This is a genomic window from Methanolobus sp. ZRKC4, from assembly GCF_045291305.1.
In the GTDB taxonomy this organism is placed as follows: Archaea; Halobacteriota; Methanosarcinia; order Methanosarcinales; family Methanosarcinaceae; genus Methanolobus.
The window spans coordinates 2,128,117-2,151,807 of the sequence record NZ_CP146983.1 but is presented as its reverse complement, the minus strand read 5'-3'; the positions used below and the strand labels follow the sequence as shown (position 1 = coordinate 2,151,807).

Below are 23,691 nucleotides of genomic sequence, written 5' to 3'. Positions count from 1 at the left end.
ACACCTACGGTAAGTCTGCTCCCTTTCGGGACAAGGCAAATTTTGAACCTCTATGCACTCCATTACAGACTGCCATTTGCTTTCTACCGTTTCCTTTATCCCCTGTGCTATTGTTCATTCTCACGAATTAACTACCTTTTTTTTTTTTTTACAGGAGCACATGGGACTTACCAAGTTCTATAATATGAATAATCACGGAAACCTTAGAAGCCATCTATAGGCCGGGAATCTGTGTCCATTCTCCATAATGTGCAAAAAACCATTATGGCCTGATTCCATACCTTTTGGTCTAAGCGTATCATTCCATTTCGCTTATCAATCATAACGACCCTTACGATGATTTGCATTATACTCTTCATAGTTTCCTTATCCTAGCAGATAGTCAAGGATTGGAATTCCTTGCTTTCCACATTGTCCTGTGAGCTTAACACAATGATGTTACCATTCTATGCATCCCACAGTAGGATTATCCCGAATGGAAGGAATAGCTGTTAAGCAATTCATATTGTAACTTCTTGTCACACTTTTGCCCTTAATTTCCTCACCATATTTCCTTTTGAGGATGGAGAACATAGTTTCAACCAGATTTCTGCTATGATAAAGCTCTTCATCAAACTCCTGTACCATTTTTCTGCGGAACTTACCTTTTATCCTTTTTCTCATCCTGTTCCGTAAAGGAATCATAGCTATTGCTTCTAACTCTTCTCTTGTCAGTGAATGTATGGCCTCTGAATCGTATCCTTTATCCATCACATAGTATTTTGATCTTCGAGCTTTATGACATTGCTTCAAATGTCATTGCATGTTTTGCATCATGAGCAGGTTTTCCTGAAATCTTAAAACCAGTGACAATGAGCTTAGTAGTATCAACAGAAATGCTTACTTTCAGGAAAGATCTACGTTTTTTCTTTGTCCTGAGTGAATAATAGTAGCTACAATGACCACTTGTAAAACCACTTGAATCAATAGCAGTAGTTTCTATCCTCTCTCCACGAGAATAAAACAGTTTTAGTGTTTGCTGCAACAATCCACTAAAATAGATTGAATTCAATCTTGTAATGAATTTATGAAGAGTAGTAAAATGTGGAACCTGTTTTAGTCCAATTCTTTGTTTGACTTTATCCATTAATTCTACTATTTCAACTATATCTCGACAATCCTCATTGAGGTATTCTTTCAGTAAAACAAGTGTCAGTAACTGGTGCTGGGTGTATTTTCTTTTAGAATATTTACAGCTATATATCTGAAGGTGTGAGTTTCCTGATACAGCTAACGCTGTATCAACAAACTTTAAGTACTTATTAGACAAAACACAATCATCCCCTATGTGTTTTCGGTAGCAGATAATGCTAAGGGGATTTATTCTTTTTAAATTAATAGGTAAAAATAAAATTTAAAGTAGGTTTTCTACAGAGCCGTTATTTCATCTTATTTATAACTTGTTTTATTTCTGTTCTGTTTGCTTTCATAGCATGTCTGCTAATGGTTTGAGCTTTGTATGTGTTTAGTATTGAATGAAGAAAAAATTGTAACATTGGCATACACTATCAATATAAATCAAAATATATAAATAGTGTAAATGGGTTGTATTATCAACAGGTGATTATATTATAAAAAAAACGTAACTATTCAGCCTGGCACGATTTGCCTATTGGTACTGATTTCATCGAAATAGAGATGTCTGCTCACTAACAATCTAACAATCAAAAAAGCAATCAATAGCAACAATCAAAATAAATGATTCTAATGAAATTTACGTTTCAACTTTTTGTCAAGATTGTTATTGATAGCGTTTTTATCAGGCTGAATAGTTACAAAAAAACAACCGGCATTTTAATTACTATTATACTTATGGCAATTCTTGGAATAGGATGCGTTGAATCGACTAAAGAAACATTAGTTGAATCTGATGATATTACTATCGGGGCTCTTTTGCCACTTACGGGTAACCTTGACTCTATCGGTGAATCAAGCCAGACTGCACTGGAATTATCAAGCGAGGATATTAATGACTATTTAGCAGGACTTGGTTCTGAAAAAAATATAAAACTAATAATAAAGGACACTGAGAGTAATCCGGAAAAAGCTCTGGAACAACTCAAGAACCTTGATGAACTAGGAATAAAGATTGTTATTGGTCCGCAAGCAAGCAATGAAGCAGAAGCTGTACTGCAATATGCAACTGAAAATGGTATTACTCTCATGAGTACTGCATCAACTGCATCTTCTTTAGCAATTCCTGATGACAATCTATTCAGGTTTGTACCAGATGATACAAATCAGGGAAAGGTACTGGCTACGCTCATGAATAAAGAGGAAATCAATGCTGTAGTTCCTATATACAGGAATGATGTATGGGGCAATGGACTCTCAGATGAAGCAAAAAAGAGTTTTGAAATTCTCGGTGGTACAGTATTGGAAGGTGTTACATATGAAACTAATAATGAAGACCTTTTCACAGAAGTAGAATTACTTAATGAAAAAGTAATTGCAGCCACTTCTGAATACGATGAAAGCTCTGTAGCTGTGCTTCTTTGTTCTTATGGAGAAGCGAAACAGGTATTAACTTTAGCCCAAACATATCCTGCACTGACAACGATTAACTGGTATGGAAGTGATGGCATAGCACTAAACAAGGAACTTGTTAACGATAATGATGTAGCTAGTTTTGCTGCAGCAGTTAACATCAAGTCACCAATATATGGATATGAGGAAGAGAATGACGAATATCAAGTGATTGAATCCAGAATTGAAGAACAGCTTGGAAGAGTGCCTGAAACCTATGCATTATCTGCATATGATGCTCTTTGGATAGCTACATTTGTAGATACTGATGCCGTAACAGATAATGATGAGAGTATAAAGATGGCAATTAGTGCGCTTACGAATAAGTACTTCGGTATCACAGGATGGGCAAAACTTGATGAAAATGGTGACAGGGTACATTGGGATTATGATGTATGGACCATCAACAAGGTGAATGAAGATTACCAATGGAAACTTGTTGCAAGATACCAAGTTGATCCGGGAGATGATGGTAAATTAATATTTGTTGAATAAATAGTGGTGAATCTCACACCACAATTTATTTTTTTATTTTCAATTGTCTTGCTAGTCTCTTGGAGTCATATTATAATTTTTGTATTTGTTTATCTCCTACTCTGCAAAAATCATATTATTAACTAATTGTGAACCACAGATGTACGAAGATATTATGTTATTTGTGTTATCTACTAAACGAATATTTGGCAGGTACTTACCCCGGTACAGGAGATGAATTTATCTGTAATTTATTTGGATGAAGGGAATTTCTACAGAGCCAAATATCAATTGATGCTGACATATCCAGATTGTTGTTCTTTGCACGACCCCCACAATCTCTTCAACCTGTAAGTTTGAAGATATCCCCTTGCTTTTTTATCAATTACTTGCGATTTTTGTTGTGGGATACCTGATGTGTGCAACAGCACAGTTACCATGCAATGTTCTAGCTCTTTATTTACTTGTTATCTTTTTGTGTAACAGTATTATTTTTTCATATAACTAAAAATATTATTATATGTATATGTGACTATGGATTGTCACAGAACTACCAAATAAACTAACTTTATTAGATCTTCTTAGTTGGTGGTACCTATAATTTTTTTAGGCATTGTTAATTAAACATAGCTAGTTCTTTATTCCTATATTTCATCAAGAGCAAAACGGAGATTTTTAGCATTTCAAGACTTTTAGTATAACACTTTGACTTTTTCCTTAGTCTTGCCAGGAAATGCCTAAATATGCTGTTGTATCCTTCAACAGTATATGTTTCTGCTTTTGATCGAGTATGGATGTTTCTGGGACAAACTTGGCATATGCTCTCCAATAATCCGTCATTACTTCTCCAATCTCTTTTGTCTTTAATTTTTTCCAGAGTTTTTGTCCTGTTTTTGTTCCTCTGCTGCCAAAAGAGCAATCGATGAATTTATTCCCATATCTATCAACAGCAATCCATATCCAGCAGTAGTTTTTTTATTCCCAATATAAGTATGCATCTCGTCCAATTCCACAACAGAAATCTCATTTTCACTTTTTAGATCCTCTAATTCACTACCAAATTTTCGAATCCATTTTTGAACAGAAACATGACTAACGCCCAAAAAACGTCCAATTGAACGAAATCCCAACCCCTCCAGATAGAGTTGTAAAGCCTGTCGCTTAACAGATACGGGGCTAGCGGTGGATTTTATATCTACTGAATAGTTGTATCCACAATCATGGCATTTGTAGCGTTGTCGACCATCAATCCTACCGTTCTTCTTATGACTGGAACTCTTACACTTTGGACAATTCATATATAAAAAGAGGCCATCATATTATATAACGATGTTTAATTACCAAAGCCTTTTTTTATTCCATATTAGAAAATGTGGGGCTCAATACGAAATGATACTATGACAAAATACCCACATATTTATATATAGTATATTTTTATATATTAACTGCTTATATTATCAACAAATGAATAGTTGCTAATAGAATTATTAAATAATTGTGTTAAATTAATTGAAAATCAAAATAATAATTTGTTACCTGGAGTGTTCAAGGTATGTTTGAAGATGTAAAAATTAAAAATTTACTAATAGGAAGTTTTGCAATAATATTGCTACTCACTGCTATTGTGGGATATAGCGGTTACGATGGAATGAAAAATATTGATGACAGGGTAGTTAAGGCAGACGACATGAACCGTCTGGTCAAATACATGAAAGATGCAAATAATGCACAGGCAGAGTATCAATTAAATAAGGATGCAAGTTCTGTTGCAGAGGTTGAAGATTCTGTGGATAAATTGATAGCTCAGGCAGAGTCATCAAAAGAGATATTTGAAGACCCTGTAAATGATAAACAGATGGATGATGTTCTATCAGCTGTCAATTCCTTTGATGCTAGTTTTAATAACTATGTAAGTCTTGAAGCTAATAAGGAAGAAGCTGAACAATCAATGATACAAAATGGTTTAATGTTCAGTGACTCAATTACTGAGATTTTAGTTAAACAGGAAAATGATTATAAGACTGCGCTTGTACAAAATGCTGACAAAAGTATTCTTGAAGAGGAAGTAGAAAATGTAAAGAATGCGAATCTGCTTCTTCAGTTGGTTTTAGATTGTCGTGGTGAAAGACTTCGTTTTATGATGCACGGTGAGCAAAAATATGCAGATAACGTAAACGAGCTTACAAATAATATTATTGAAATCGCAACGCAGATGGAGAGTAGTTTCCATGATCAAAATGACAAAACGACTGCTCGAAATGTAATTGTGGGAGCAAATGCATACCTGACTGATTTCAATCAGTATGCTTCATATGTACAACAACAGCAAGTTGCACATGAAGATATTCTCCTATCCGTTGCAAGCGTGGAATCTATTACTGAAGATGCTCGTGCTGATCAGAAAGAAAAGATGGAGCAGGAAATGGCTAGTTCTATCCAGACAATGATTATCATGGTTGTTCTGGCTTTGATCGCAGGTGCTATAATGGCTTTCTTCATCTCAAATATGATATCAAAGCCTGTTAATGAAATGCTAGATGCAGCAAATAAAGTTGCTGCCGGTGATCTTACAGTCGAACTGGATAACAAGTCTTCCAATGAACTCGGACAACTTTCCGGTGCCCTAAAAATAATGGTGGGAAACTTGTGTGGTCTTATTTCAGACGTTCAGATGGGTTCTTCTAAAGTAGCTTCAACTTCACAGGAAATTTCAGCATCGTCTGAAGAAATGACAGCGGCTTCTAGTCAGGTCTCTGCAACAGTAACTCAGATTTCAAGTGGCGCACACTCACAATCATCAAAAGCACAGGAGGTTTCCCGGGCAATGAGTGATATGACTCAAAGTGTTCAGGAAATTGCAACAAATGCACAAAATGCTGCTCAAAATTCAACCTTAGCAAGTGAGACTATTAGAGATATTGGCAAAGGGTCTGAAGAGCTTCTTGTTCAGATGGATGAAATACAGGATGCTGTATCAGAATCCGCCGGTGTCATTCGTGATCTTGACGAAAAATCCAAACAGATAGGGGAGATCGTTAATCTCATAACAAGTATCGCTGACCAGACAAATCTGCTTGCACTCAATGCAGCAATCGAGGCTGCCCGTGCAGGTGAGCACGGCCGTGGGTTTGCCGTAGTTGCGGATGAAGTCAGAAAACTTGCAGAAAATTCAAGCAGTGCAGCTAAAGAAATAGCTGTGCTTATTCAGGATGTGCAAAACGGTAGTCATGAAGCCGTAGATGCTATGGAGATAGGTACAAATAAAGTTTTAACTGGTTCAGAAACCCTCAGGAAAACGGTCGATTCTGTAGTATCTACTGTTCAAAGTAGCGAGGAAATTGCAAAGATGGCGCAGGATATTGCTGCTGCAGCTGAGGAACAAGCTGCCAGTATTGAAGAAGTTACAGCTTCCGTAGAGGAGGTATCTGCAATATCTGAACAGTCTGCTGCCGGTACAGAACAGGCAGCTGCATCGGTGCAGGAACAGACAGCTTCCATGGAGGAACTCTCATCATCTGCCCAGGAGCTTGCAGATCTTGCCAATGTCCTATTGCAGGGAGCTGCGAAATTCACGATCAATGAGGACAATAGTGGAACAAGAAATATGACCAATAACAAAAAAGAAGAGTTACAATTAGCTAAAGTAGAGCAACAAGTACTTGTCTAATTGAACGAGGTTTCTAAATGTCAGAATTAACAATAAATGATAACAGTTCTACAGAAGAACTGCTTCAACTTGTCGTTTGCCAGCTTGCAGAGGAAGAATATGGTGTGAAAATTTCCAGCGTCAAGGAAATTATTCGAATACCTGATATTACTAAAATACCACAGATTCCTGACTATGTGGAAGGAGTCATTAACCTTCGAAATAAAATCATTCCGGTAATTAGTCTTGCAGGCAAATTCAATCTTCCACAAAGTGAAACAAATGACCAGTCCCGGATAGTTATTGTGGAAATCGGGAACATTGTTGCCGGGATGATTGTAGATGCTGTGACTGAAGTTTTACGAATACCTGTCGGAAACATCGAGTCAGCACCTGAAATAATCACCTCGAAGATTAGTGAAAAATACATAGAAGGTGTTGGCAAAATCGATGAAAGACTGCTCATACTGCTTGATATTGACCATATCTTTACCGAAGAGCAAAAAATGAACATCAGCAATCTGGCAGATGCAGGATCTATTCCTGCATAATTTCCTTTTTTAATTATTAATTGTTTTTACAAACCAAAGCAATTTCTTTTTTAATTTGGAAAGGACCTCATCATGCAAAAGTACATTCTTAAACAAAATTCAATGAACAAAATGTAAAACGATTCTATTTTATAAGCAAAACAGAACATAGTTATCAATAGAGGGCAAATGATGTACAATAACGAGGAAGAACAGTCCGAAAATAATAAAAAGACAGGAGATTTAAATTTAAAGAATACAGGAACCTCCTCTTTTGAAATTGATATTTTTCAGAATCTTCCTATGGGAGCCATCATTGTTGACCCATCAACACATGTTATAGAAAGAGCTAATGAATACGCAGCAAATATGCTTGGAGCTGCTGAAAATGAGATTGTAGGGCATACATGCCACTCATTCCTATGCCCCGCGTGTGAAGGCTCCTGTCCGATATATGATTTAGGGCAGGTAGTTGATAATTCTGAGACGATTATGTTGCGTGCTGATGGTAGTGCTGCAACTGTAATGATATCTATAAAAAAGATCATCTTAAATGGCCAGGAAAAATTACTTGAATGTTTTGTGGATGTATCTGTTCTCAAGAAGCTTGACGAAACTTTGAAAGAGAGTGAAGCAAGATACAAATCATTATTTAATGATAGTTATTCTGTAATGTTGTTAATTGATCCTAAAAGTTTGGATATTGTTGATGCTAATAATGCTGCCTGCAAATACTACGGTTGGACACACGATGACATTACCAACAAAAATATCGGTGAAATAAATATTTTGCCAAAAAAAGAACTAATTGGTGATATAAAAAAGGCAAATTATGAAGACGCAAAACATTTTATCTTTAAACATCAATTGGCAAATGGTGAAATTCGTGACGTTGAAGTACATAGTGGACCCATTTCAATTGAAGGACAAAATTTGCTATATTCTATTATTCATGATATCACAGCAGAAAAAAATATTGAAGCTGAATTGCATCTAAATGAAGCTAGATTAAAGAGTATCATTGCTATTCTACAATCAAAACATGCTTCCATTCAGGAGTTACTTGATTTTGCACTTAATGAAGCTATTAAACTCACAGGAAGCAAAATAGGTTACATATACTATTATAGTGAGAAAAAAAAGGAATTCACTCTGAATACATGGTCCAAAGATGTAATGAAGGATTGTGAAATTGTCGAACCTCAGACTATTTACAATCTAGAGGACACAGGAATCTGGGGAGATGCAGTTAGACAGCGTAAAACTATAATCCTGAATTATTTCAATACTTCAAATGCATTGAAGAAAGGTTACCCTGAAGGACACGTTATACTTGATAACTTTATGACTGTACCGATTTTCAGGAACAATAAAATTGTTGCTGTTGTAGGGGTTGCAAATAAAGAATCAAATTATGTGGAGAATGATAAGCTCCAACTTACTTTACTCATGGATTCTGTATGGGGTATTATAGGACAAATTGGCGCTGAAAAAGCATTGAAAGATAGTGAAAGCAAGTATCGCGGTCTGTTTGAAAATTCCGTAAGTGGTGTGGCTATCCATCAGATTATTCGGGATGAGCAAGGCAATCCAGTAGACTACGTATTCCTTGAAGCAAATGATACATTTGAAGAGCAGACCGGATTGAAAGTAGAGGAAGTTCTGGGAAGGCGCGCAACTGAAGTTCTTCCCGGTATTGAAAATTCATCCTTGATAGAAACATATGGAAATGTGGTACTTATTGGTATTCCTGTTAATTTTGAAGAGTTCTCAGAACCATTGCAGCGACACTATAGCATCAGTGCTTATCAGGTAGATAAGGATATCTTTGCTACTGTGTTCCGTGACATCACAGAACGCAAGAATGCAGAAAAGAAACTAACTGAAAGCGAGCAACGCTTCAGAAGATTAGCTGAAAATGCTGATGATCTGATATATCGCTATGAATTTGCACCTAAAAGAGGATTCACGTACGTTAGTCCTGCAGCCACTAAGATCACAGGTTACACGCCAGAGGAACATTATGAAGATCCAGACCTGGGTTTTAAACTTGTGCACCCCGATGATCGCTACTTGCTAGAAGATATGTCAAAAGGAGAACACAAAGATCGACATATTATAACGCTTCGCTGGGTACAAAAAGATGGTACAATTATCTGGATCGAGCAAAAAAACATTTGTATTTATGATGAAAATAATAATCTGGTTGCACTGGAAGGAATAGCCAGAGACATCACGCAGCACAAACTAATGGAACAAGCATTGCTTAAAAGTCAGGAAAAGTACCGTTTGCTCTCAGATGTGACCTTTGAGGGTATCGTTGTTCATGATAATGGTATGATTCTGGAAGTTAATGAAGCTCTAAGCCGAATTACCGGTTACCCTAAGGATGAACTTTTGGGCAAGAACATCCTGGAATTACTTGTTCATCCAGAGGATATTAATTGCGTAAGGCATCAGATGTCTAAAAGCAATGCAAAACCCTATGAAATTCGTGCTGTGAAAAAAGACGGAACTGTATTTCCAGTTGAAATAGAAGCCTATGATATCGCATATTCTGGCTCAAAGGTTCGCGTGGCAGCATTCAGGGATATAACTGATCGAAAGCTGGCAGAAGATAAACTTGAAAAAAAAAGGTCTTTGCTAACAGGTCTTCTTGATTCGATACCCGATATGATATTTTTCAAAGATCGTCATGGAGTATATCTTGGCTGCAATCCCGAATTTTCAAAATTTGTTGGTAGGAACAGGGACCAGATAATTGGTAGTACAGATTATGATCTGTTTAATAAAGAAGTTGCTGATATTTTCAGAATGAACGATAAACTAATGCTGGAAGAAGGTAAAGCCAGACACAACGAAGAATGGGTAACATATCCAGATGGTAAAAGAATATTGCTTGACACGATAAAATCACTTTTGTATAATTCTACAGGTAAAACTATAGGATTGGTGGGTGTAGGTCGCGATATCACTGATAACTGGTATGCAGAGCAAACCATTAAAGAATTAAACACTTTGAACCAATCCACATTGGATTCCTTAGAGGCGAATATTTGCGTGTTGGATGAGAACGGCAATATCATAAAAACGAATAAATCATGGAATGATTTTGCCATTGCTAATTCAGCAGATACTGAAAAAGTGAGTGAAGGAACAAATTATATTACAATTGCAAAAAGTTCAAAGGGTAAAGACTCAGACCTCGGATTACAATTTGCTAAAGGTATTGAAGATGTGATGACGGGAACGAAGGAGTATTTTGAGCTTGAGTATTCATGTCATTCTCCGGAAAAAGAAAGATGGTTCATAGGTAAGGTCCGACCTTTTGAAAGCTCTGATACTTTTCCATGTAAAGTTGTTATTTCTCATATAAATATTACTGAACGTAAACTTGCAGAACAAAAACTGCAGATGTACGCAGATGAGCTTGAAGAAAGCCAGGAACAATTCTTGCTGGCAGTGAATGGTTCACAGGATGGCATATGGGATTGGGATCTGCGTGATAACGCTTTATACCTATCTCCCAGGTGGAAAGAGATGATTGGTTATAAAGATTCAGAGCTACCTAATGAATATTCAACATTTGAGGGAGGAATTCACCCTGATGACAGACCTGGGGTGATGGAATATTTAGAACAATATCTGAAAGGTGATATCTCTGAATTTCATATTGAATTCCGCTTAAAGCACAAAGATGGCAGCCACATATGGATTCTATCAAGAGGAGAAGCATTGAAGGATGAAAATGGAATACCTTACAGGATGGCAGGTTCCCACACTGATATAACACCACGCAAACAGGCAGATTTGAACTTGAGACGGTCATTGACCAACTCACTGCAAAAAGAAACAGAGATTGCCGAACTTTTGAATGCAACTCAGGCCATCCTTGAAACAAATGATTTTAACGCAGTATCAAGGCATATATTTGATGCGTGTGCACGGGTCATCGGGGCAAAAGCCGGGTATGTAGCACTTTTATCAGGATCTGGGCAGGAGAATGAATTACTGTTTTTAGAAGATGGAGGTATGCCATGTTCCGTGAATCCTGATCTTCCTATGCCTTTAAGAGGACTGCGTGCTGAAGCGTACGCTACCGGGCAGGTAGTGTATAACAATGATTTCATGAAGAGCAAATGGGTGGAATATATGCCAAAAGGACACATGGTCCTACCTAATGTCCTGTTTTCTCCTTTGAACATAGAAGGCGAAACAAAAGGAATAATGGGTTTTTCCCATAAAGATGGTGATTTCAACGAAAACGATGCCAAACTTGCTAAAACATTTGGTGAATACGCTGCCATATCTCTGAAGAACAGCAGAAACTATAGTGCTTTGGAGAAAAGCAAAATTTCAGCAGAGGCTGCAAACAAAGCAAAGTCTGAGTTTCTGGCCAATATGTCCCATGAGATCCGTACACCAATGAATGGCATCATTGGTATGACTGGTCTCCTTCTGGATACTGAACTAAATGAAGAACAAAGGCATTATACTGATACTGTACAGACCAGTAGTGAGACGTTGCTTGAACTTATCAACGATATATTGGATTTCTCTAAAATAGAGGCTGGTAGATTGGAACTTGAAGATATTGAGTTCGATCTGCAAAATCTCCTTGATGAATTAGCTACCATGCTATCTGTAAAAGCTCACGATAAAGGACTGGAGTTCATATATGAGGCTGATCCGGATGTACCTTTGTACATCAAAGGCGATTCAACTCGCCTAAAACAGGTAATGACAAATCTGATCAGTAATGCAGTTAAGTTCACAAAACAGGGTGAGGTAGTTGTACGAGTAACTCTTGATTCTGAGACAGACTCAAAATCCAGGTTGCGTTTCTCGGTAAGGGACACAGGAATTGGTATACCTTATAATAAAAAGAACCTTCTTTTTGATAAGTTCAGCCAGGTGGATACATCCATAACACGTCAGTATGGTGGCACAGGACTTGGTCTTGCTATTTCCAAACAGCTTGTGGAGATGATGGGGGGTGAGATTGGTGTTCAGAGTACGGAAGGAAAGGGTTCTGAGTTTTGGTTCACTGCCAGTTTTATGAGGCAAACAGGAAGTGGATGCAAGAATAATTTATTTTCTGATATAGGGGGAGCGCATGTACTTGTTGTCGATGATAATGCTACCAATCGTGAATTACTCGTTACAAAACTCTCTTCATGGGGCATAAAAGCAGAGATGGTGGAAGATGGTCCTATGGCTCTCCAGGCCCTTTATAAAGCACATGATTCAGGTGAACCTTTCCAGATAGCACTATTAGATATGCAGATGCCAGGAATGGATGGCGAATCCCTTGCACGTGTCATTAAATCTGACAAGAAACTCAAAGATATCAGCCTAATAATGCTAAGTTCTCTGGGATGTGATTCAAGTTTTCACTCACAGGACAAAACAAATTTCAGAGCTTATCTCACCAAACCAGTAAGACCATCTGAGCTGCACAAAATATTATGTGATGTACTTAGCATGAGCAGACCGGTTCATAATCCACAGCCCTACGTAAAATCTCATGACAGTAACGAAATGCATAGTAGTGATTTGAAGATTTTGCTGGTGGAAGATAACATAGTGAACCAGAATGTAGCCCAAAGCATGCTACAAAAAATAGGTTTTAGCGCAGACATTGCAACGAACGGTGCAGAAGCAATAAAGGTTCTTGAAATAATTTCATACGACCTGGTGTTAATGGATGTGCAGATGCCCCTAATGGATGGGCTTGAAGCTACCCGGCACATAAGAGACCCTCTATCAGCAGTACTTGATCATGATATTCCTATCATAGCAATGACTGCACATGCCATGGCAGATGATAAAAAACGTTGCTTTGAAGCTGGCATGGATGATTATGTCTCAAAACCGTTTTCATTGCAATCGTTGATTGACCTGATAAAAAAATGGTCAAAGGCAGTGCAGGAAAATGAGCATGTGGACCATACTATGGGGGCAATTAAGAATCCGGCAGACCCACTGATATTCAATAAACATGCTTTTATGGAAAGAATGTCGGATGACATTGATCTGGCCAGACGTTTAATAGGGATTTTCCTGAAAGATGCGCCGAAGCAGATGAATGAATTAAAAAAAGTAATGGAGAAAAAAGAAATAAGTGAGATTATCCAGTGTGCTCATAAGATTAGGGGTTCCTCTGGAAACATGGGTGGTGAAGTTCTAAGCAAAATTACAGCAGATATGGAGAAATTTGCCTATGCAAATGAAATCAATGAAGTTGTGATTTTGGTGCCTGAACTGGAAATACAATTGGAATTGCTAGTCACACGTTTAAAGGAGTTTTAAAATGAAAAAAGGACAGATTCAGATGTTCACTTCTCATAAGCAATGTTAAATGTTTTGTTTTAAAATGGAGCATGTAAATCAGTTAGCTAACTGATAAGCATGATTTCATTTAAGAGCATATATATATTATGCTGATGGATGTATAAAAGTGAATTCATTTTCAAATATCCTCATTTTTAGTATGTTATAGTAATAATTTCGTCATTCAAAAGAATGCTACACAATAATTAAATCTATTGGGGTTATGAAAAGTTATGACAAATAATTCAGTATGCACACAAGAGGAACTTTACAGAACCATCATTGAAAATGCTATTGATGGTTACTTGTATCGTAACTATTCAGCCTGGCACGATTTGCCTATTGGTACTGATTTCATCGAAATAGAGATGTCTGCTCACTAACAATCTAACAATCAAAAAAGCAATCAATAGCAACAATCAAAATAAATGATCCTAATGAAATTTACGTTTCAACTTTTTGTCAAGATTGTTATTGATAGCGTTTTTATCAGGCTGAATAGTTACCTTGTATCTTAATAAAGATGGGAAAATCTTTGAAGTGAACAAGGCATACTGCACCCTCAGTGGTTATACACGCGAAGAACTACTTGATAAAAGATTATCTGATCTGGAAGCTAGCAAGAGTTCAGGGCAGACTACAATCTACCTTCTTAAAGTGATGGAAAAAGGAAATGATTGTTTCGAGACAAAACACCGCATAAAAGATGGCAGCATACTGGATATAAAAATCAGTATGACATACTCGGAAAAAGCAGGTTCGGGTTTTATTTGTTTCCTGAAAGATATCAGCAAAGAGAAACTTGCAGAAGCCGAACGTGAGATAACTACTGATCTGCTCAGTCTTTTAAAGTATGCCAACGACCAGGATAAACTCATTCCATCCACGATCGAGCTGTTGCAGAAGTGGTCAGGCTGTGAAGCTGTCGGTATCAGATTAAAGGAAGGAGAAGACTACCCTTACTATCAGACAAAAGGCTTCCCTGAGAGCTTTGTGCTTCTGGAGAATTCACTTTGTTCCAAATATCGCAATGGGAACATCATCAGGGATGAGATCGGAAACCCTATACTTGAATGCATGTGCGGGAATGTCATTCACGGTCGCTTCAACCCTGACATGCCTTTTTTCACTGCTCATGGAAGCTTCTGGACTAATTCCAGCACTGAGCTTCTGGCCAGCACAGATGAATCGGACAGGCTGACACGTACGCGCAACCGTTGCAATGGAGAAGGATATGAATCGGTTGCATTGATACCGCTTCGTAGCCAGGGGGAAGCTCTGGGATTGATCCAGTTGAACGACTCATGTAAAGAAATGTTCACGGCTGAGATGATAGCTCTGTTCGAACGCCTTGCCGACAGAATTGCTCTTGCGATATCGAAACAAAAAGCACAGAACTTGATACAACAAAATGAAGAACGATTGGATAGTATCTTCAAAGCCGCACCAGTTGGGATCGGTGTTGTTATTGATCGTGTTATTGTAGATATTAACCCACGTATGTCTGCAATTGTAGGTTATACTCCTGATGAGCTTCTTGGTTGCCCTGCAAGTATGTTGTATCCTACTCAGGAAGATTTTGATTATGTAGGTAATGAAAAGTACAGACAGATCAAAAAAAAAGGAACAGGGACAGTGGAGACTCGATTAAAAAGAAAAGACGGTACTATTATTGATGTTATTTTGTCCTCAACACCTATAGATAGTTCTGATATGACAAAGGGTGTTACTTTTACTGTATTGGATATCACTAAACACAAAGAAACTGAAATTGAACTCAGGGAAAGCGAGGAACGGTTCAAAGTACTGCATAACGCATCTTTCGGCGGAATTTCCATCCACGACAAGGGAATGATCCTTGATTGCAACCGAGGTCTTTCTGAAATAACCGGCTACTCATATGAAGAAATGGTAGGAATGGATGGACTGCTGCTCATTGCAGAATCATTCAGAAGCACTGTAATGGACAATATCTTCCAGGGTTATGAAAAGCCATATGAAGTAATGGGACTTCGCAAAGATGGTAGTGTATATCCTCTCCGACTGGAAGCAAAGAGTATCCCTCATAAAGGGAAACAGGTAAGGGTTGTTGAGTTCAGGAACATTACCGAACAAAAGAAGACAGAAAAAGCTCTTAAAGATAGTGAAGAAAAGCAGAGCGCAATGATTGCTAACATATCTGATGTGATAGCAATCGTTGATAAAGATGGTATCAATAAGTACAAAAGTCCAAATATAGAGAAATGGTTCGGATGGCTGCCAGAAGAAGTTGTAGGTGTTTCAACATGGGAAAATATACATCCTGATGACCTAGACCATACGCAGGAAGTCTTCGCAACTGTTATTAGTAGGCCATATACCACAGTAAATACAGAATCCCGGTACCGTTGCAAAGATGGCAGTTACAAATGGATTGAATTCACAGCCATTAATCTCTTGCATGAACCAATCATCAATGGAATACTGTTGAATTACCATGACATCACTGAACGTAAAGAAGTTGAAGAAAAACTAAGAGAAAGTGAAGCACTCCTGAATGAAGTAGGAAGGATTGGAAAAATTGGTGGATGGGAGCTAGACCTGATAACCGGTGAGGCTACATGGACACCGGAAACCGCTAGAATTCATGAACTCGACAACGATGCAGCTATCGGTGTTGAAAATGGTTTGTCCTTCTTCCCACTCGAATCAAGGGAGATCATTGAAAATGCAATCAATAACGCTATTGAAAAAGGTGAACCATATGACCATGAACTGGAATTCATCACTGCAAAAGGAAATCATAAATGGGTCAGGACAAGTGGCCGTCCTAAAATTACAGATGGTAAACTCGTAAAAGTAACTGGTGTACTGCAAGACATAACAGAGCGTAAAAAAGCAGAAGACGAATTGAAATTTAGGGAAGAAAAATACAGATCACTTTTCGAACAGGCCAGTGATAGCATAATAATCCATGATTTCGATGGAAAGATAGTTGATGTTAACAAAACGGTTTGTGAAATGTTTGGGTATACTGAAGAAGAGCTAAAACAAAAATCAATTCTTGAATTGATCGTTTCAGATGAAAGAGAAGAAATGATCGAAAAAGTGATCGAACTTCGATTGAAAGGCTCTTTACGTAACGAAACAAGAATGTTAAGATCAGATGGGGATATTTTTTACATAGATGTAAGTGCTTCAGTAGTACATACACAAAAGAATCTCATTCAGGCTGTGGGAAGAGACATAAGTGATAGGATAAAAGCTGAAGCTGCCATGCTCAATGCGAAGATTGAGGCTGAAACCGCAAGTCGTACTAAGAGCGAGTTCATTGCCAATATAAGTCATGAACTGCGTACGCCACTTAATTCAATAATCGGTTTTTCAGATATTATGCTTGATGGAATAGCAGGTGAACTTGTACCCCAACAGGAAGGTTTTATGCACCATATTTCCAACAGTGGACATCATCTGCTAACTCTCATCAACGATATCCTTGACGTTTCAAAAATAGAAGCGGGAAAAATGAATCTACGTTTTGATATGGTAGATGTAAAAACAATTATTGATGAAATTGTAACTATGACGCAGACTCTTACGTCAGAGAAGAAAATAACTGTAGGTATAGAGTTACCTGAGAATATGCCAAAAATACTGGCAGACAAATCAAAGCTTAAACAGATATTGTACAATCTGATTGGTAATGCAATAAAATTTACAGATAATTGTGGTAAGATTATCATCCGTACAGAAGTAGATGACGGGATAATCCGTATCTCTGTAATAGATACCGGAATCGGAATTTCTAGGAATGATCTGAAAAAGCTTTTCAAACCCTTTATCCAGATCGATTCATCCATCTCACGAAAATATGAAGGTACCGGACTTGGACTTGCCCTTGTAAAGGAGCTTGTAGAGCTGCATAGCGGGAAGATATGGGTTGAAAGTGAACTTGGAAATGGCAGTACTTTTATATTTGAAATTCCAGTTAAAGATGGAAAGTGAAGTACTATAAGTCATGTTTTAATCGCAGATGATGATATTTTAACTTCTAAATTACTTATGCACGTAGTTGAGTCTAAAGGTCATAATGTAGTTCACGTGAAAACGGTTTAATTGCATTAGAAACCACAGAAAAGTTTCACTTTGATCTTATATTTATGGACATATAAATGCTAGGAATGGACGGTCTTGATGCACTACGGAGATTAAAAAAACTCATCAACTTCAGACATACCAGTGATAGCAATTACTGCTTCAATTATGGGAAAGAATGACGAGGAGTTTTACTTGAACTCTGGTTTTTCAGAATATATATTTAAACCTGTATATGTAGATAGTTTAAAAGAGATTATAAGACGATATTTGGAATAGTCAATTATTTCATTTAATGTAGTCCTGTGAATTCATAAGGAACATATGTGACTGACATTTAATGCGGTGCGTATGTGAGGATTTTTTTAGAACTGCAAATGATAGTGTTCCCTTGGCCATGCAGCCAGTGTGAACCGGACGAAAGATGGTTTTTGGGTAAAATCGTATCAAGTCCGGGTAAATATATGAGAGGGGGAGCTTCTCAAATACCTCTTTTGTTTATAGCCTGAACATGACAGTTTATAAAAATTAATGCTAATTTCAGTAGTATTTTACTTCTTACCCACCAATGTTTGCTTGATATGCAATTAAAATAAGGGCTCTGTAGAAACCCTATTAAAATCAGTATCATTTGGCTTAATTAGAGTAATTGTACCAGTATTAGCAAGTACAAACTAAGTAATCGTGTACAGTTATTCGCCCCATAATTTAGAGGATTTCTACAGAGTCCTTTTTTTATAATCTCATAGTTTCCCGATAATTTTGGTTTTTAGTATTTTTGGGATTTCTTCTTTTGCCCGAACACTTTCATGTGAAACAATAAGTTGTCGGAATTTTCGTTTTTCTTCCTCCTGTGCTATCTCTCAGGAACTTTTTGGTACTGAGATATCAGAGATATGTTACCTTTGCACGAGAGGCTTTTTTTGCTAGGAGTTGGAATGCGCTGGGTGATGGTGTGATCGATTGCGAGTAGTGGAAATTATGGATTAATTGTGACAGGATGCCGAAGGATGAAGATATTTTGTGTTCAAGTTGGATGGAATCTGTCCTAGTGATTGCCGTGAGATTGTTCCCTTGCCCCACTCATTTTATGATTTTGAAGTGTTTGGGTGGAGGTAATTGGATTTTTTCCTTTTGCCCAGCTACTAGGGAATTAAGAAGTGTCTGGGACAAGGTGATTTTATTAATTAACCTTCACCAGTATCATTTTTTAGCTAAAAGAAATAATTCAGAAAAAAGTCTTTACCCAGACATTATGCTATTTGGAAGTGTTTGGGTAAAGGGGATGATATTTATCTTTTTGCCCAGGTACTTGGACAATTAAGAAGTGTTTGGGAAGGGTAGTTCCTTTCGAATGGAAAGGAAGGGCAACAGTTTCATATATTTCTTTTTCAGGAATTCTGGGTCCAGATCATCGTATGCATTTTTCACATCACCTAATGTATGTCCCATGAAATACTCAACATAATCATACCGTGTTCCATTGTTCTTAAGGGTGGAATTGAAGAATTTACACATATTGTGCTACTTGATGGTGTTGAACTCGCCTTTTTGGGGACTCGAGTCCTGTATTATCAGACAATCTATTGTATAATTTTGTAATAGCTATTGGTTTTAATCTTTGAAGTGCCTCGTCACAGGCTTTTATGCAAAGTTTTCTATCCTCTTTGTGTTTTATCACTGACACGGTTCAATTAAACCTAAATTGATACTACTACAAGCAAATATAGCATCCTTAATATTTTTAATTTGAACTATGATTTTAGGCATCATAAGTCTATACTGACCATTATATTCATGTAGTATTCATGTCATGTTATCGCATACCTCAATGAATAAAATCATTGTTCATAATAGTGCTATCTTGGTGTCTAATTTGCGTCATTTATTTGACGAAAAAATATGTATTTACAAAAAGGGTTAAACACTTAAAGATGTACTCATATGAGAGGTGCTTGTGGAGATGCTCTTATGAAATACTGGCAGCCAAAGTATGAAACAATGAAAAAGGATGAATTAGTGGCATTGCAATCAAAACGTTTGAAAAAGACGGCTGCATCTGTTTATAATAATGTGCCATTTTACAGAGAAAAGTTCAGGCAGCTTGGAATAAAACCGGATGACATCAGGTCGGTTGCTGACATAAGTAAACTTCCAACTACCCGGAAAACAGATCTCCGCGACAATTATCCTTTTGGGCTTTTTGCTGTTCCTAGAAAAGATATTATACGTATCCACGCCTCTTCAGGAACAAGTGGAAAAGCAACTGTTGTCGGATACACAAGACAGGATATAGAGACCTGGTCCGACCTTATGGCAAGAAACCTTACAATGGTGGGACTTGGTGAGGATGATGTGTTCCAGAATGCCGTAAACTATGGTTTATTCACAGGTGGCCTGGGCTTCCATTATGGTGTTGAGAGAGTCGGTGCAATGACAGTGCCAAGCGGCACAGGTAACACGTCCCGCCAGCTTGAAATGATGATAGACTTTGGTGTTACAGCTCTGCATTGTACTCCTTCTTATGCTCTTTATCTTGCGGAGACTGCACAGGAAATGGATATTGTTGACAAACTTTCATTGAGGGTAGGATGCTTCGGTGCGGAACCCTGGTCCGCAAATACCCGAAAACAACTTGAAAGTGCTCTTAACATAAAGGCATATGATTCTTACGGATTATCCGAGCTCATGGGACCCGGCGTGGCTTTTGAATGTGAACATCAGGACGGTTTGCATTTGTGGAGTGACCATTTCCTTGTTGAGGTGCTTGATGAGGAAGGAGAACAGGTTGCTGAAGGTGAAAAAGGTGAACTTGTATTGACATCTCTAACAAAAGAGGCTCTGCCAATCATTAGATACCGGACAGGTGACATTACACGGCTTCTTGAAAGTGAGTGCGGATGTGGCAGAACGACAACACGTATATCCAGGCTGCTTGGAAGAGCCGATGATATGCTTATTGTAAGGGGTATCAATGTATTTCCATCGCAGGTCGAGGATGTCATAGCAAAAGTGCCTGAAGTCACGGAACATTTCCAGGTCTTACTCGACAGGAATCAGAAAATGCTGGATGAGCTGACAGTAAAAGTCGAACTCGAAGAAAATGCGTTCACCGGCGAACTGAAAGACTTGGCTTCAGTAAAAAGACATGTTGAGAATGAATTAAAAAGTGTCCTGAACATAAGGACTAATGTCGAACTTGTTGAAAAGGGAACTATCCCGAGGACTGAAGGTAAGTCAAAAAAGGTCATAGACAGAAGGAACGCTCTTTGAGCAGGTAACCAAAAGAGCTGGTTTGATAATCCAGCTTTTTTAATTATTTTTTATCATTTTTTATCATTCTTACCGTAATTAATTAGAAAATTACTTTTATTCTTCAGGAATCTCAAGTTTATTCTTCTTCCTGTAAGCCATTCCGTTGAATATGGCAACAGTGTCTCCTTCTTCATCAGTTACATTTACTACATACGTTGATATTTTTGGGTTTATTGATGTTTCTTTAGCTTCAGCAAAAAGGGTGCCTTTGATTGCAGCTTTTACGTAGGCTATATCTACATTAATAGCAACTGCTACATTTCCGTGGGAATTGGATGCTGCTGCAAACACCATATCTGCTAATGTGAAAATAGCTCCTCCGTGGACACTGCCCAGGATATTAAGGTGTTTTTTTTCAATTTTCATCTCTGCTTTTGCATATCCTTTTGAGACAAAGGTCAGATCCATGCCTGAATTTGATGCAAAGCATTCCTGCGAAAAATATCTCTTTATATCATTCATGTTTTCTTGAGTTTCCATATTTTCCCTCATCTGAAGAAAATCTAATCTCCTCTGTTTTTCTTGTACGTATTTATTGTTAACCTTAATTATATGGATTGTTCGTAGTGTCACAAATAAAATGATTAATCATGACAAATAAAAGAAAACTTTATATAGAATTGAACTAATCACTATCATGATAAATCATGACAGAATACAACGTTAGCTATAATTCGTACAGTTTTGGAACACTGTTTGTTTCACTTATGATCGCACTGCTGACATACTACTCATTCCTCAGCTACCATGGTGTAGTCTGAGATTTTAATTTGTACCACACAAAAAAGAAGTCTATATCGGGGTTTAATGTAGAAAAGAGCAAATGGGTAGATTCTATCTATTTGTGATCTTTTCATTGAGCGATGAGTTCTATTGTGATATCGATGTGTTAACATTTTTGGAATAAGTTTGGCATCCATTCTTATCTTTTATCATAGTTAAGTTCTAAATGGATAGAGAAACGCATAGTTCTGAAACTTTATGTTGAAAATGAGTTAGTTAAAACGTAACTATTCAGCCTAGCTCACTTCCACCAAGCTGATTTCTTCATCCACGATCAATTCTGCAACTTTGGAACAAATGAATTGCCATAAAATATTGCACTAATTGCATCGATAACAGATTCAGAATTCTTATTAACAGTAGACACGTATCCTCTTATACGGCAGAAATTTTTTGCACCCTGTTCACTGCGGAAAGTACCTGATATCTTCTGCTGTACTTTCGTCATTCTGATATCTCTTTCAGCCTGATTGTTATCAAACGGAACGTTTTGGTCGTACATAAATCGCAAGATATCCTCTTTATGGCCAATAAACCTATCCAGCAAATTCTTTACCGTGGTCTGCTTCTTACGTCCTCGTTTTTTAGACCGCACATTTGATTCCGGATCAGGAGGATTTTCATTCACTCCTAAACAAGTTATGTGATCATAATCCTCACTGAACCTTTGAATTAGCTCAGTATCTAAAAGATCATTATCAACATGATGTTTAATGCATATCAAGAGATCACTCATTATCTTTGGCCACTGTTGATCCCTGTTTTCGGAAGCTCCAGTTAACTCTCGTAATAAATGTGCATTACATAATGAATGTTGACATTCATATTTGTTGTACGGTTTCCAAAAATCATGTGTTGCAACACCAGTGTAACCTGGTAATATGCCCATAGCATCCATTGCTTCTGAGCCCCCTTTACGATGTGCAAAATAATAGGTCAGTTTGTCTGTACCTGCCACATGAAGCCAATTACGAACTGCATTTATTCTCATTCCTGTTTCATCCAGATTGATGACAGGAGATTCTTTCAGGAGATGTTTCACTGTATTTTCAAAAGCTCCAAGCTTCTCAAAACAACTACGTTCCGTGTTCACCAAAGTAGCAGGACTTATCTTGCATCCCAAAATATCAGAGAACAACTTGGTAACACGCTGATAAGGAAGTAATTGGTAAGTGTGCAAATAAACTGCAAATGACTTAACTCGATGACCGTATTGAGTCGGCTGAGTTACACCATCTGGAAAAAGAGCTTTGTTTACATGAGAACATTTGGGACATGTTTTAATCTCGCAACGATGTTCAATGCAATTGATAGTTATAGGAGGAATGTCAAAGACCTGTCTTCTTTCATAGTCAGAGGGAACAGAAGCTAACGATCTCCCACAATTGACGCATTGATTAACAGGATGAACAATAACTTCATCCGGATCATCATTTATTCTTAATGTAGTACCAGGATGACCGTTTTGACCACCTACATGCTTATTGGTCTTTTTTCTTTGACTTTTAACGGTTGGTTTATTCCGTGCATAAGAATCAGTAGAAGGTGGTTTGCTACTGTTGCGACTATTCTTTTCAAGCATTTCTTCCAAATGCCTGACACGCTCTTCAAGTTGTGCAATTTGGAGAGATTGATGTTCAATTATCCCAAGTAATCGAGTTACAAGTTCTACTACTGCTTCTGGACCAGCTTCATAAACTGCAAGTATTTCTTCGCGGTCTATACAAATCCCCTCAGATTGATAGACGTTTTTTATGATATTTTACTGAATATTTTTTAACACATAGAATGAAGCCATAGTATATTGTTTTTTGCATCATTAAAACAGTCAGGCTGAATAGTTACGTTAAAACAAACATAATTTCCTGAATCTGATTTTAATTTCCTGCTTACAATGAATTGAACGCTGATGTAAAAGTAGTTTATAAGTTCGTACAATCTATGGGATTGTATCTTTTCTATGATTTTTAC

Annotated in this window: 11 protein-coding genes and 2 pseudogenes; 7 read left to right on the top strand and 6 right to left on the bottom strand. The window is 37.4% G+C overall.

Features of this window, described 5'->3' with window-relative positions:
* Window positions 1-203: 203 nt before the first annotated feature.
* Both V7O67_RS10715 and V7O67_RS10710 read right to left on the bottom strand, forming a co-directional pair.
* Window positions 204-347 (bottom strand): hypothetical protein, encoded by a 144-nt coding sequence (locus tag V7O67_RS10715; RefSeq protein WP_406669888.1) that lies wholly within the window; start codon window positions 345-347, stop codon window positions 204-206.
* Between the two features lie 178 nt (window positions 348-525).
* Window positions 526-1,345: pseudogene (locus tag V7O67_RS10710) on the bottom strand (IS5 family transposase); the annotation flags it as partial.
* 506 nt (window positions 1,346-1,851) lie between these two features.
* Between V7O67_RS10710 and V7O67_RS10705 the strand changes: the two are divergent.
* Window positions 1,852-3,060: an ABC transporter substrate-binding protein gene (locus tag V7O67_RS10705; RefSeq protein ID WP_406669992.1), complete on the top strand. Its 1,209-nt coding sequence runs from the start codon at window positions 1,852-1,854 to the stop codon at window positions 3,058-3,060.
* 595 nt (window positions 3,061-3,655) lie between these two features.
* On the opposite strand, the pseudogene V7O67_RS10700 reads toward V7O67_RS10705, so the two are convergent.
* Window positions 3,656-4,337 (bottom strand): annotated as a pseudogene (locus V7O67_RS10700) (IS1 family transposase).
* Between the two features lie 254 nt (window positions 4,338-4,591).
* Here V7O67_RS10700 and V7O67_RS10695 point away from each other — a divergent pair.
* From V7O67_RS10695 to V7O67_RS10675, 5 genes are all read left to right on the top strand, one after another.
* The gene (locus V7O67_RS10695; RefSeq protein WP_406669991.1) at window positions 4,592-6,706 is read left to right on the top strand and encodes a methyl-accepting chemotaxis protein; all 2,115 of its coding nucleotides are present in this window, start codon (window positions 4,592-4,594) and stop codon (window positions 6,704-6,706) included.
* 17 nt (window positions 6,707-6,723) lie between these two features.
* On the top strand, window positions 6,724-7,236 hold the full coding sequence (locus V7O67_RS10690; RefSeq protein WP_406657469.1) for a chemotaxis protein CheW: 513 nt from the start codon (window positions 6,724-6,726) through the stop codon (window positions 7,234-7,236).
* 168 nt (window positions 7,237-7,404) lie between these two features.
* Window positions 7,405-13,527, top strand: coding sequence for a PAS domain S-box protein (locus tag V7O67_RS10685; RefSeq protein ID WP_342304844.1), 6,123 nt, complete (start codon window positions 7,405-7,407; stop codon window positions 13,525-13,527).
* A 254-nt stretch (window positions 13,528-13,781) separates the two neighbouring features.
* Window positions 13,782-13,931, top strand: coding sequence for a hypothetical protein (locus V7O67_RS10680; protein WP_342304845.1), 150 nt, complete (start codon window positions 13,782-13,784; stop codon window positions 13,929-13,931).
* A gap of 124 nt (window positions 13,932-14,055) precedes the next feature.
* Window positions 14,056-17,532: a PAS domain S-box protein gene (locus V7O67_RS10675; RefSeq protein ID WP_342304846.1), complete on the top strand. Its 3,477-nt coding sequence runs from the start codon at window positions 14,056-14,058 to the stop codon at window positions 17,530-17,532.
* Between the two features lie 1,410 nt (window positions 17,533-18,942).
* Here V7O67_RS10675 and V7O67_RS10670 read toward each other — a convergent pair.
* A complete protein-coding gene (locus V7O67_RS10670; protein WP_406669990.1) occupies window positions 18,943-19,074 on the bottom strand; it encodes a hypothetical protein in 132 nt (43 codons plus the stop codon).
* 519 nt (window positions 19,075-19,593) lie between these two features.
* Here V7O67_RS10670 and V7O67_RS10665 point away from each other — a divergent pair.
* On the top strand, window positions 19,594-20,895 hold the full coding sequence (locus tag V7O67_RS10665) for a phenylacetate--CoA ligase family protein (protein WP_406658323.1): 1,302 nt from the start codon (window positions 19,594-19,596) through the stop codon (window positions 20,893-20,895).
* A gap of 96 nt (window positions 20,896-20,991) precedes the next feature.
* Here V7O67_RS10665 and V7O67_RS10660 read toward each other — a convergent pair whose 3' ends face one another.
* The gene (locus V7O67_RS10660; RefSeq protein WP_342304848.1) at window positions 20,992-21,510 is read right to left on the bottom strand and encodes a PaaI family thioesterase; all 519 of its coding nucleotides are present in this window, start codon (window positions 21,508-21,510) and stop codon (window positions 20,992-20,994) included.
* Window positions 21,511-21,994: 484 nt separating this feature from the next.
* On the bottom strand, window positions 21,995-23,443 hold the full coding sequence (gene tnpC / locus V7O67_RS10655) for an IS66 family transposase (protein WP_406671462.1): 1,449 nt from the start codon (window positions 23,441-23,443) through the stop codon (window positions 21,995-21,997).
* Between the last annotated feature and the right edge of the window lie 248 nt (window positions 23,444-23,691).

Bases quoted from the DNA above. Each gene is read 5' to 3' on its own strand.
- V7O67_RS10690 (WP_406657469.1), top strand. From the start codon at position 6,724: ATGTCAGAATTAACAATAAATGATAACAGTTCTACAGAAGAACTGCTT.
- V7O67_RS10715 (WP_406669888.1), bottom strand. From the start codon at position 347: ATGCAAATCATCGTAAGGGTCGTTATGATTGATAAGCGAAATGGAATG.
- V7O67_RS10685 (WP_342304844.1), top strand. From the start codon at position 7,405: ATGATGTACAATAACGAGGAAGAACAGTCCGAAAATAATAAAAAGACA.
- V7O67_RS10705 (WP_406669992.1), top strand. From the start codon at position 1,852: ATGGCAATTCTTGGAATAGGATGCGTTGAATCGACTAAAGAAACATTA.
- V7O67_RS10665 (WP_406658323.1), top strand. From the start codon at position 19,594: ATGAAATACTGGCAGCCAAAGTATGAAACAATGAAAAAGGATGAATTA.
- V7O67_RS10695 (WP_406669991.1), top strand. From the start codon at position 4,592: ATGTTTGAAGATGTAAAAATTAAAAATTTACTAATAGGAAGTTTTGCA.
- V7O67_RS10670 (WP_406669990.1), bottom strand. From the start codon at position 19,074: ATGGGACATACATTAGGTGATGTGAAAAATGCATACGATGATCTGGAC.
- V7O67_RS10680 (WP_342304845.1), top strand. From the start codon at position 13,782: ATGACAAATAATTCAGTATGCACACAAGAGGAACTTTACAGAACCATC.